Source organism: Acinetobacter pollinis, from assembly GCF_015627175.1.
GTDB lineage: Bacteria > Pseudomonadota > Gammaproteobacteria > Pseudomonadales > Moraxellaceae > Acinetobacter > Acinetobacter pollinis.
This window is the reverse complement of sequence record NZ_VTDQ01000055.1, coordinates 1-11683: the sequence shown is the minus strand read 5'-3', so window position 1 is coordinate 11683 and position 11683 is coordinate 1. Positions and strand designations below refer to the sequence as shown.

The 11683-nt window shown below is 36.9% G+C and carries 9 protein-coding genes and 1 pseudogene; 7 read left to right on the top strand and 3 right to left on the bottom strand.

Going from position 1 to position 11683, the window contains the following annotated elements; all coding sequences use genetic code 11:
• The 7 genes and pseudogenes from I2F23_RS12915 to asd all read left to right on the top strand — a co-directional run.
• Positions 1–2329: pseudogene (locus tag I2F23_RS12915) on the top strand (DUF2345 domain-containing protein); the annotation flags it as partial.
• A complete protein-coding gene (locus I2F23_RS12910) occupies positions 2322–4556 on the top strand; it encodes a peptidoglycan DD-metalloendopeptidase family protein (protein ID WP_195772993.1) in 2235 nt (744 codons plus the stop codon). The pseudogene I2F23_RS12915 and the gene I2F23_RS12910, both read left to right, overlap by 8 nt.
• 10 nt (positions 4557–4566) lie before the next feature.
• Positions 4567–5358 carry a hypothetical protein gene (locus tag I2F23_RS12905; protein ID WP_195772992.1) on the top strand — a complete coding sequence of 264 codons (792 nt, stop codon included), beginning with the start codon at positions 4567–4569 and terminating at the stop codon, positions 5356–5358.
• 58 nt (positions 5359–5416) lie between these two features.
• The gene (locus tag I2F23_RS12900; protein ID WP_195772991.1) at positions 5417–6208 is read left to right on the top strand and encodes a hypothetical protein; all 792 of its coding nucleotides are present in this window, start codon (positions 5417–5419) and stop codon (positions 6206–6208) included.
• Positions 6209–6763: 555 nt separating this feature from the next.
• Positions 6764–7966 (top strand): nicotinate phosphoribosyltransferase, encoded by a 1203-nt coding sequence (gene pncB / locus I2F23_RS12895; RefSeq protein WP_195772990.1) that lies wholly within the window; start codon positions 6764–6766, stop codon positions 7964–7966.
• Between the two features lie 102 nt (positions 7967–8068).
• On the top strand, positions 8069–8917 hold the full coding sequence (locus I2F23_RS12890) for a sulfurtransferase (RefSeq protein WP_195772989.1): 849 nt from the start codon (positions 8069–8071) through the stop codon (positions 8915–8917).
• Entirely contained in the window at positions 8914–9762 is an 849-nt protein-coding gene (gene asd, locus I2F23_RS12885; protein ID WP_195772988.1) for an archaetidylserine decarboxylase, read from the top strand. The genes I2F23_RS12890 and asd overlap by 4 nt, the downstream gene beginning before the upstream one ends.
• Before the next feature lie 37 nt (positions 9763–9799).
• Here the strand turns inward: asd and I2F23_RS12880 are convergent, their stop codons facing one another.
• The 3 genes from I2F23_RS12880 to I2F23_RS12870 all read right to left on the bottom strand — a co-directional run.
• Entirely contained in the window at positions 9800–10153 is a 354-nt protein-coding gene (locus I2F23_RS12880) for a hypothetical protein (RefSeq protein WP_195772987.1), read from the bottom strand.
• Between the two features lie 15 nt (positions 10154–10168).
• Positions 10169–11533 carry a phosphate regulon sensor histidine kinase PhoR gene (phoR, locus tag I2F23_RS12875; protein ID WP_195772986.1) on the bottom strand — a complete coding sequence of 455 codons (1365 nt, stop codon included), beginning with the start codon at positions 11531–11533 and terminating at the stop codon, positions 10169–10171.
• A gap of 19 nt (positions 11534–11552) precedes the next feature.
• The coding region (locus I2F23_RS12870) for a winged helix-turn-helix domain-containing protein (protein ID WP_195772985.1) at positions 11553–11683 on the bottom strand (131 nt) is incomplete at its 5' end.

The following is an 11683-nucleotide window of genomic DNA, read 5'->3' as shown; positions in this document are numbered from 1 at the left end:
TTCTAACCCGTTTATGGCGAAGTGAAGGGATCAATTGGTTAATTGATGAAAGCCAAGCATTTGTATTACATAACAAAGATCAAATCCAAGCACAGAAACTGCGTTTAATTGATGCCAATGCCCAGTTTAAAGCATTAGATCGTCAACTGATTCGCTTTCATCGTAGTGATGCGACAGAAACATTCGATACCATTACCAGTCTGACAGCTTCTCGTCAGCTTCAGCCAAGTACGGTGCATGTACAAAGATGGCAACCGCAATATTTAGAACAAGAAGATGGTGCAGGTTCAGTTTTATCTTTAGGTGAGCAAAGTGGTCAATATGACAATGCCACACTAAGCTTAGAAGATGCTTGGCATGTAAGCCCAGCATGGGTGGGAGATCTGAACGGTGAAGATGGTGTCACACCATCAAGCCATCAACAAGTTGAGGCATTGAACAGCCATTTATCCGATCAAAACCGTTTAAAGTCAAAATACTTTACTGCACACAGTACCGTACGTGATGCGCAAGTGGGCTATTGGTTTAAACTGAATGGCCACCCTGAAATAGATCTACACACAGGTTCAGACCAAGATTTTCTTATTTTAAGCAAACACTTCTATAACCAAAACAACTTACCCAAAGATATTCAAAAACAGGCAGAAGAACTACTCACGTCGAGTCGTTGGCATCATAAAAACATTCAAGAAGATGAACAACGCCAAGGCAATACCTTAACACTCATCAGACGTGAGATTAAGGTGGTGCCTGAGTATCATCCTGAACAACATAAACCGACAGTGCATGTTCAACGTGCGCAGGTAGTGGGTGTTGAAGGTGAAGAGATTCATGTTGATTCATGGGGTCGAATTAAAGTTCGTTTCTTATTTAGTCGTGCAGAAGACAACAGCCATGATGGAGGTGCAGGGAGCAACCAAAGCGATACCGACTCTGCATGGATAGATGTACTTACCCCTTGGGCAGGTGAAGGCTACGGTGCCAGATTCCTTCCGCGTGTTGGTGAAATAGTTGTCGTTGACTTCTTTGATGGCAACATCGACCGCCCCTTTGTGACAGGTCGCTTGCATGAAGCAGAGCGTCACCCGACACAGTTTGATCAAACTGGTCCGCTTCCCGAAACTAAAAGTTTAAGTGGTATACGTTCACAAGAGATCAAAGGGTCGGGTTATAACCAACTGCGTTTTGATGATACTCATGGACAAATAAGTGCTCAGTTACAAAGTAGTCATGCATCAAGTCAACTCAATTTAGGGCAACTCAGCCATCCCAAAGCACAAGCGACCAGTGAAAGTCGAGGAGAAGGATTTGAGTTAAGAACAGTCGAGCAGGAGAAGGTCTTTTAATCTCTACGTATAAACAATCAGATGCAAAAGGAGATCATCTTGACGCTCAAGTTGTAAAACAACAACTTCAGCAAAGTAAAGACAATAGCGAAGTGCTGAGTGCGGTTGCAAAAAATCAGCAAACTGATGAAATTGAAACGATTGATCAATTAAAAGCATTTGCAGATCAGCTTGAAAAAGACGTTGCAAAATTTAATAAAGCACTCTTGGTTTTAAGTTCACCTGATGGTATTGGTCTAAGTACGGCACAGGACATTCACTTATGTGCAAATGCCAAGATTAGTCAAACGGCAGGCGACAGCATTAGCATGAGTACGCAAAATAACCTAATTGCTCAGGCACAAAATAAGATTAGTTTGTTCGCAAGTACAAAGGGCATTAGTGCAAAAGCTGCGAAAGGCAAAATAGATCTTCATGCACAAGATGACATGATTGAGCTTATTGCAAGAAAAATGATGAAGATCATTTCAACGGAAGATGTTTTGGAATTCATTAGTGCAAAAGGTATTTCATTGAAATCGGGTGGCTCAGAAATTTCAATTTCTCCCAATGGGATTACCCTCAAAACAGCCCAAGGCATTCTGTACCACGCTGCACAACATCAATTTAAAAATGGCGAGAAAGTGGAAGCTCAAATACCTGAGCTACCAAAACAAGGTCTACATGCCATTAATTTCCTATTTTCAGATTTAATGGGGCGAGCACAAAAAGATGTCAAAGTAGAAATTGTAAATACTCAAACAAAAGAACCAATTTGGCAGGGTAAAACTGATGCATTGGGTATAACAAATCTTTCCGTTTTAGATGAAAAGCAAACATACAAAGCTTTAGTTGGTTTTGACTATTGGGCGAGTGAGTTTGAAGACGAAGAACAGTATGCAACAGAAATAGAAGAAGAGGAGAGTTTTGATCTAGGTGAACATGAAGGCCCTCAAACTGAAGTAGATGAGATGATCATAGATAAAGGAAATAAAAATGTCTGAGTTCTATACTGTAAAAAAAGGCGATACACTTTGGGGTATTGCAAAACATTATAATATTCATGTCAGTGATTTAGCATCTATTAACCATTTACGAGGCAATGCTGTTCATCACTTAAGATTAGGGCAAAAGATTTATTTAAAAGAGCATCCTAAAGATCTAAAAACATATGAAACAAAATTGACCATTAAGCTTTTTGATTTGGCATTTAAACCAATTAAAAAGGCGACATTAAGGGTTGAATATGATGGTAAAAAAGAAACTATATTTGTGCATGATGGTGTAAGTAATGAATTATTTATTGAAGATCATGCAAAAGGTTTAAAAGTTTACTTTAAAAATTTAAAAGAAGAATTTGATCTTGTTGCAGATCATAAAAAAGTCAGCATTGGCAATAAAGTACTTAAGATTACGTCTAGGAAAGTGTTAGTCGAGGGAAGTTATCATCCGAAAGAAGGTGTACAGCATACTTCTACAGATTCAATTAAACGAAATCTTCGTAAGGCTGGTAAAGAAATTCTTGAACATACAAGACAAGTTCAAGACAAGATGCCAAAGCCTCAAGTTCCAACAGTACCTGTACACACAGAGGCACAACCTGCAACATCAAAAACAGCAATACCAGAAAGTCCAAAAACGACAACACCTACAATTAAACCAAAATCGCCAGCTCAACCAATGTTAGGAGCGCCCAAAGTAAAAACACCACCACCTGTAAATGAACAAAAAAGAACAGACCACGGCAACAGTACACATGTGGTTGCAGTTCATTTTTCAGAAGATAACTTTATTATTATTCCTGAAAATGAAAAATACCGAGGCTATATTTTCGCAGCAGCAAAACGACATAACTTAACCCCGCATTCTTTAGCAGCTTTAATTAATGCGGAAGCTGCTAAATTAAATGATAGAGGAGAGTGGAATCCAAAATCCAAAGCACCGCCTCCGGGTACAGCAGCAGGTTTAACTCAATTTTTAGATGGTACTTGGTTAGGCATGGCAGCCGATCCTAATTCATTGGTCGGGCAATATGTTGCAACAAAGTATCCAAATGTAAAACCTAAAGATTTATCAGCGTTTTTAAAAAAGAACAGCCATATAAAACAACAGGTTTTAGATTTAAGGTTTAATCCAGAGATGTCGATTGATGCAGCAGGGGCATATGCACGTGCCAATTTAAAGGGGCTACAAAAATATGTACCTAGTGTGGGGCAACTACAAGACGCTGAAGCATTGGCAAAATTGGCTTATCTTCTACACCATGAGGGATTAGCTGGGACAAAAACAATTATTAAAGATAATCTTACTGAAACAAGAGCGTACGAATTACTCAATACACAACTTGTATATACAAATAAAAAAACGAAAGAGTTGGTGACAAAACGTAGGGATATTCTATTAAAGCGTTACCATAATGACCCTATTAAAGCCTATAAGTCATGGTTGATGGGGTATGTGAATGATAATATTCGAATTCAAATTTTTTATCCAAAAGGTAAAAATAATCAAACTACGTATATTAGTCTAGATTTTGAAGAGGTGTTGGTACAGTTAAACCCACAGTACCAACGTGTTGGTGAGGCTGCTCCTTTACAAAAGGCCAAAACTACAGCACAGGCTCAATCACACACGCAGCCTACCGAGTTACCAAAGCAAACCATACAGCTACAAGCACAATCTACACAGCCGACTGGTGCAGTGGGTGGGGAGAATGGCTGGTTTGACCCTATTAGATTCTGTAAATTAAGAACCGAAGGTTTAAGCAGTATAAAAGGCTCGACCTTTGGTATGGTACGTGATGGTGGTAAGAAAGCACATCAAGGCATAGATTTAGAAGCAGAACCTGGCACAGATATTTTTGCAGTCTGTGGAGGCAGTATTTTGATATCTAGAGATTCTGGTGGTGCTTATGGCAAAGTGATTGTGTTAGAAGTTAATGTCGCAGATTTACCGCCTAAGCATCAAGCATATGCGAAGAAACTGGTAGGCAATCAAAAAACAATTTACTTTTTTTATGCGCATTTATCCAAACTAGATGTAGGCTTCAAAGATACTGTGCAAGCAGGGCAAAAACTTGGTCAAACAGGTTGTACAGGCAATGCGTCTAATATGAAACATATTGCAACTGGGGCACATTTGCATTTTGAAGTACGACATAAGAAAGATGTAACTAAAGGGTTAGGTGGACGTTTAGATCCGTTGCCATTTATCTCAAGCAAATTATTGTAAGGAATAAACCATGAAATATTTAAAAGTACTGGCATTACTGTGTGGTGGGTTATTCGTCAATTTAAGTTATGCAGACGACCCTGAATGGGATGATATTATGATTGAAAGTGTGCAATTAAAAAAACCGATTGATTATTTAAGTAATGATAAACTTAATTATTACTCTTATTATAGTGATGATTTAAAAGTTAAAATTGTAGACTATGGCATTCTAAATAGATCAACAGGAAAAGAGAAATATCAATTACAAGAGTATGGGGTAGAAATCCTAAATAAAAATAAAATTTATCAGTTATTTAAAACAAGAGGGTCGTATAATAATCAGTTCTGGGTACGTATAAATAATATTTGGTTAAATGAAGAAGCAGGTTATCTTGCCCTCACAGTAAGGACAAATGATTATGTCAATTATGGATCATTACCTGAAAGAACAAATGATGTGACTACTTATATCTACAATTTAAAAAACAATAAATTTATGAGGTTAAATTCAATATCAGTCAGCAGTAACGTCGACTCTAAAGGGGATGCGATTAAGCCACTTGATTGTACTGTAGGGGTGAAACTAAGTTATAACGAAAAAACTAAACTGTTTACCTATACAGACCTTATTCAAAAAGGCTGTGATGGACCCATCAATGCGCAAACTATAAAAAATATGCCAGTTTATAAAGTGACGTTTGACCGTAATTTTAAGTGCATTTCGACCAATAAATTAGCTGGTGGCTGTAGTGATGAAGATAATATAAATGAAAGCATCGGTAATTATACTGCTGAATTTCTTCGTATGAAGAAAAAATAAAGTAGTCACTTTAAAGCCAATATGAAGAGTCGTATTGGTTTTTTTATGGGGAATAGAATTGAAATATTTAAAAGTATTAGCACTGTTATGTGGTGGACTATTCGCCAATTTAAGTTATGCAGATGACCCTGAATGGGATGACATTATGATTGAAAGTGTGCAATTAAAGAATCCTGTTGACTATTTAAGTAATGATAAATTTAATTATTACTCTTATTATAGTGATGATTTAAAAGTTAAAATTGTAGACTATGGAATTAGCAACGAATCTACAGGTAAAGAGAATTATCAGTTGCAAAAATATGGTGTCGAGATCCTTAATAAAAATAAAATTTATCAGTTATTTAAAACGACGGGTGCTTATAATAACAAACTATGGATTCGTATAAATAAGATTTGGTTAAATGAAGAAGCAGGTTATCTTGCCCTTACAGTTCGGACAAATGAATATATCAATTATGGTACATCGCCATATAAAACAAATGATGTCACCACGTATGTGTATAACTTGAAAAACAATAAAGTTATAGAATTAAAGTCGGTATCAGAAATTAGCTCGGTCGATGCCAAAGGTAACCCAGCTAAAGCGATGGATTGTACAGCAGGTATGAAATTAAGTTATAACGAAAAAAACAAGTTATTTACCTATACAGACCGTATTCAAAAAGGTTGTGATGGACCTATCAATGCGCAAACCATAAAAAAAATGCCAGTTTATAGAGTGACGTTTGACCGTAATTTAGAATGTGTTTCGACCAATAAATTAGCTGGTGGCTGTAGTGATGGTGATGATGTTAATGAAAAAATTACTACTTATCCTGCTGAATTTCTTCGTATGAAGAAAAAATAAAGTAGTCACTTTAAAGCCAATATGAAGAGTCGTATTGGTTTTTTTATGGATAAAATACTAAAATACTTTACTATACCGCGTATGAATATTGCTAAAGACAGTAAGCTTTTTAAATATAATTATGCTGAGAAAAATTATAATTTTAATAACTACCGAATTTATTTTCTAAATGTTATAAAGTATATAAGTAGGACGGGTGAGAATGATCCTTTTTAATGACTCATATTGTTTAGCTAACCTAAATAGCGGATAAAAAATCAATTAAAACTCCTGAATTTTAAGTTTAGTTACAGCACATTGATAAGAGATTTATGTTGCATAAATATGGGCTATCTAAGTAAGATCTCAGGTAAATCTCTCTGACTCATATGATGCTTATACTCTTCATTTAAATGGTTTGTAACCATACTTGGTCTTGTGATGAGATCACCATTCAATTTTATTATCTATAAATACATTAGAATGGTAAACAATTTTGAATTCTAGGGCTTTCTAATCTTTCATCTACTGAAAAATATGCTTTAATGCTAGAAGTCAAAAAAAAGCTATATTGATATGGAACCAATAATACAGTCGTTACTTGATACGGATTTATATAAGTTTACAATGCTTCAAGTGGTATTACATAAATTTCCACAAACACATAGTGTCTACCAATTTCGCTGTCGTAATTTAGAGGATACCGTTTATCCTCTACCTGAAATTTTAGATGATTTAAATCATCAACTCGATTTACTGTGTGAGCTTAAATTTAAACCCGATGAGCTCTTATATTTAAGAAAACTTCGTTTTATTAAAAGTGACTTTGTTGACTATCTAGAACTATTTCAATTGAAACGTCGTTTTATCGACGTGGGTTTGGATACACAAGGACGTTTAGATATCCATATTGAAGGGCCAATGATTCAAGCATTAATGTTTGAAATATTTGTACTTTCAATCGTAAATGAACTGTATTTCCGTAGATTACACTCAGTAGAAGTCTTAGCAGAAGGTGAAAGAAGATTACAAAAAAAATTGGAACAGCTTAAAACTTTTGAGAAAAAACAAGCTGGTACAGAGCCCCCATTTTTAGTTGCAGATTTTGGTACGCGCCGTCGTTATAGCTTAGACTGGCACCGTCATGTCGTACAAGAGTTTAAACTCACTGCACCTACAATTTTTAGAGGGACAAGTAACGTTTTACTTGCAAAAGAATTGGGCATGATTCCTATAGGAACAATGGCACATGAGTTTTTACAGGCCTTCCAAGCACTTGATGTAAGGTTAAGAGATTTTCAAAAAGCAGCCCTTGAAGCATGGGTACAAGAATATCGTGGGGATTTAGGCATTGCATTAACTGATGTGGTAGGAATGGATGCTTTTCTTACAGACTTCGATTTATATTTTGCAAAGCTTTTTGATGGTCTACGTCATGACAGTGGTGATCCATATGTTTGGGGAGACAAAGCATATGCCCATTACCAAAAACTTAAAATAGACAGCAAAACTAAAATGTTAACATTTAGTGATGGTTTAAATCTAGATCGTGCTTGGGACTTGTATCAGTACTTTAAAGATCGTTTTAAAGTGAGTTTCGGAATAGGGACAAACCTAACCAATGATATGGGAATAACACCGTTAAATATTGTATTAAAATTGGTCGAGTGTAATGGACAGTCTGTCGCAAAAATTTCTGATAGTCCGGGAAAAACGATGACAGATAACGATACATTCCTCGCGTATTTAAGACAGGTCTTTGAAATTCCAGCAGAGTAATACGACATGCAGTTTTGTATTGAGCTTATACAAAATTAAGAAAAGCAGACTGTTGCCTTATGCTAATATTGAAAATGTCAAAGAATATAGAATTTATCCGCTATGGCTACACCAGACTTGCCCTTTGGTTTGCTTATTGAGGCAGAAGAACTTGTTCCATACTTGGGTCATCCTAAAGTACGTATTGTCGACTTAACAAGAGCTTCTGTGTATGAGCAGTTACATATCCCTCATGCAATTCATGTTAAACCACAGCAGTTGCTCCAGCAAAAAGGAATGGCTTCAGGTTATTTACCAGATGAAGAACAACTGCAAGCATTAATTGAATATTTGCAGTTGTCACCAGAGCATCATGTGGTTGCATACGATGATGAAGGCGGAGCATGGGCAAGTCGCTTGTTGTGGAACCTACATTGTATAGGCTTTTATCGCACCAGTTTATTGAACGGTGGTATACATGCTTGGCTTGGCGATGGTCTGCCAACCAGTAATGTTGTTGAAGAAATTGAACCCACCAGTCACTTTATTTCAGTGCAACCTATTGCACTCGAAAAACATCAAATAAATTATTTAGAAATTAGACAACTTATTGAAAATAATGAAATTCAAATTTGGGATTGCCGAACCTTTGACGAATATACAGGTAAGCGATTAGCTGCAAGAAAGGGTGGACATATTCCAAATGCACATCACTTTGAATGGAGTAGTGCCCTAAATCGTGAAAATCGTTTAAAATTACATTCTTTTGATCGTATTCAACATACTTTAAAAGATATTGGATTTAATTTAGATCAACCCGTTGTTGTATATTGTCAGTCTCATCATCGGTCAGCATTCGCTTATTTTTTAGGACGTTTATTGAATTGGGATATCCGCGCATATGATGGTGCATGGAGTGAGTGGGGCAATATGTCAGACAGTCCAATTGTTATGGGAGAGAAACCACTTTGAATCTTGCAGCATTAAAGAATAAGGTGTTTTTAAAAGCACAGCGCATTGTTCCTCAGCATCAGCTGAGCCGTGTTGTGGGTAAAGTGGCAGCCAGTGAGAATGTTGTCGTAAAGAATTTAGCGATTCAGGCATTTAAAGCGAAGTATGGCATTGACCTTTCGATTGCAGAACAGACCGATGCATTAAAATATAAATCTTTTAATGAGTTTTTTACTCGCTCACTTAAAACGGGTGTGCGTCCTGTAGATGATGTTGAATCACATATTGTGTCTCCTGCAGATGGTGCAATTTCTCAAATTGGTAAAATTGTAAATGGTGACGTTTTTCAAGCCAAAGGCCAAAAGTTTACGGTTGAGCAATTAATTGGTGATCCAAAATTGGCAGAACCATTTAAGCAAGGAAATTTTGCGACTGTATACCTATCACCTAAGGACTATCATCGTGTACATATGCCATTCTCTGGAACACTGACAGAAACACTGTATGTACCAGGTGAGCTTTTTTCTGTAAATCAAGTGACTGCAGAAAATGTAGATGCCTTGTTTGCACGTAATGAGCGTATGGTCTGTTTATTCGATACAAAAGTTGGGCGTATGGCTGTGGTGTTGGTCGGTGCAATGATTGTTGCTGGAATAGAAACAGTTGCTACGGGTAAAGTGAAACCAACAGGACGTCTTGAACTTGAACAGCATCAGCTTGACTTAGAAAAAGGTGATGAGCTTGGACGTTTTTATTTAGGTTCTACGGCAATTGTATTGTTTGAAGAAGACGTCATGCAATGGGACGATGTTTTCAAAGCTGAATCACATGTGGTTATGGGTGAAAGACTGGGTGAGGTTATCTAGTTTTCTAAAAGAAGTGTGACCAAAGGTCACACTTCTTTTAGTCCTGATCTAATGCTTTGTCACATGCTTTCGTATCTTTTCTTAATCTTTCTTGCTCTTCAGGCGAAAAGCTATAGAAGCGACTAATTAATTTATGCGCAAATTCTTCATAAATTTTGGGTTTATAATAGGCATAATCTGGAATTGCATTTTGCGCTACATATAAGAAGTTATCGTACATCTGTGTGGGATTCTGAGAGATTCTAGGTTTACTAATCACGTAGCAAAGCGATGATCGGTGGTAGGCTTTATCATCGTCGTTAGGACGGTGTTTTGATATATACACATATGCAGATACAGCAATAACAATAATTGCCCCAACAATGGGGAGGCCTATTTTTTTTACATTCATGGTAAAAATTCTAAATTAATTTTCGCTTTGGTAGAGACATTCTTTCGGAAAAATAGCTTTAAAGCAAGAACCTTCATTTGGAATAGATTCAATTTCTAAGTACGCACCATGTTGCATGAGTACGTGTTTGACGATAGCTAATCCGAGGCCTGTTCCACCTGTTTGACGACTTCTTGCACTATCTACACGATAGAAGCGTTCTGTCAGACGTGGTAGGTGTTTAAGATCAATACCAATCCCATTGTCTTGTACTGTGAAATATCCATGTTCTTGGTCATCATGCCAACCAATCGTAATATGACCATTGCCTTTAGGCGTGTACTTAATGGCATTAGTAATTAGGTTACCAAATGCACTTGCCAGTTCCATATCTGAGCCAATTAAGTCACAATGACTATCTATTTCTAAGTGCAGGATGTGTCTGTATTCTGTATTGTAAGCCTGTGCATCATCAAAAAGCTGTGTCATTAGACTTGGCATATCGACAATTTGATTTTTAATAATTTTTTTCTCACTTTCGAGGCGAGAGAGTAAAAGTAGATCGTTGACTAAGGCATTCATGCGTCGCGTTTGTGATTGCATTTGATCAAAAGCACGTCGCCATCTTGGGTTAAAATCATCTTGTTCTTGAAAGGTTTCTAAATAACCACTGAGTACCGTCAGTGGTGTACGCAATTCATGTGAAATATTGTCGACAAAATCTTTACGCATTTGCTCTAAGTTATGAATGCGCGTAACGTCATAAGCAACCAATAGGCGACTTTCTACGCCAAAACGTGTCAGCTTAATTTGTACATAGTGGCCTTCATACAGTGAAGATTCGATTTTAATGCCATCTGGATGCTGTTCCATATCTTGGAAATATTCAACAAATGCAGGTCGTCTTAAAATGCCTAAAATATTATTGCCATGATCACTGGCTTTAATTCCTAAAATACGTTCTGCCGCAGGGTTACACCATTCAATTTGATGAAGTTCGTCGGTAATCACTACCGCTTCAGTTAATGCAAATAAAGAGGCTTGAGCACGGTCAATTAGGCTTACCATTTCCGCCTGTACAACACGTTCTTGACGTTGTGTTCGATAAATATTAAAAAGCAATGCCCCCCAAATACCATTAATATTTGGAGGCGCATCATAAGGACGACTTGAAATCCACTCATTGACTAAGTAGAGCGCACGGACTTGTAATGCTGTAAATACACTAAAGCCAATTGCAATACATAACCAAAAGTGTCCGCTACCTAAACCAATAAGCCCCGCGATCAGAAGTAAAAAGATCAATACTTTGAAATCTTGTTTAGCAGACTCCCATAAACTGCTATAACGATATTTCTTATGTTCGTGGCTTAATTCAGGTGTTGGGTAGGGTTCATACATAAGGCAATGGTCTTAAATATTAAGCATCGGTGCGTGTTGAAAAACGATAACCTGTTCCACGAACAGTTTGAACAAATTTATCGGCACCAAATGGTTCTAAAATTTTACGTAAACGGCGAATGTGCACGTCAATAGTACGGTCTTCAATAT

Excerpts from the sequence above, each read along its gene's own strand:
- I2F23_RS12905 (WP_195772992.1), top strand. The coding sequence starts at position 4,567 with ATGAAATATTTAAAAGTACTGGCATTACTGTGTGGTGGGTTATTCGTC.
- I2F23_RS12890 (WP_195772989.1), top strand. The coding sequence starts at position 8,069 with ATGGCTACACCAGACTTGCCCTTTGGTTTGCTTATTGAGGCAGAAGAA.
- I2F23_RS12910 (WP_195772993.1), top strand. The coding sequence starts at position 2,322 with ATGTCTGAGTTCTATACTGTAAAAAAAGGCGATACACTTTGGGGTATT.
- phoR (WP_195772986.1), bottom strand. The coding sequence starts at position 11,533 with ATGTATGAACCCTACCCAACACCTGAATTAAGCCACGAACATAAGAAA.
- I2F23_RS12880 (WP_195772987.1), bottom strand. The coding sequence starts at position 10,153 with ATGAATGTAAAAAAAATAGGCCTCCCCATTGTTGGGGCAATTATTGTT.
- pncB (WP_195772990.1), top strand. The coding sequence starts at position 6,764 with ATGGAACCAATAATACAGTCGTTACTTGATACGGATTTATATAAGTTT.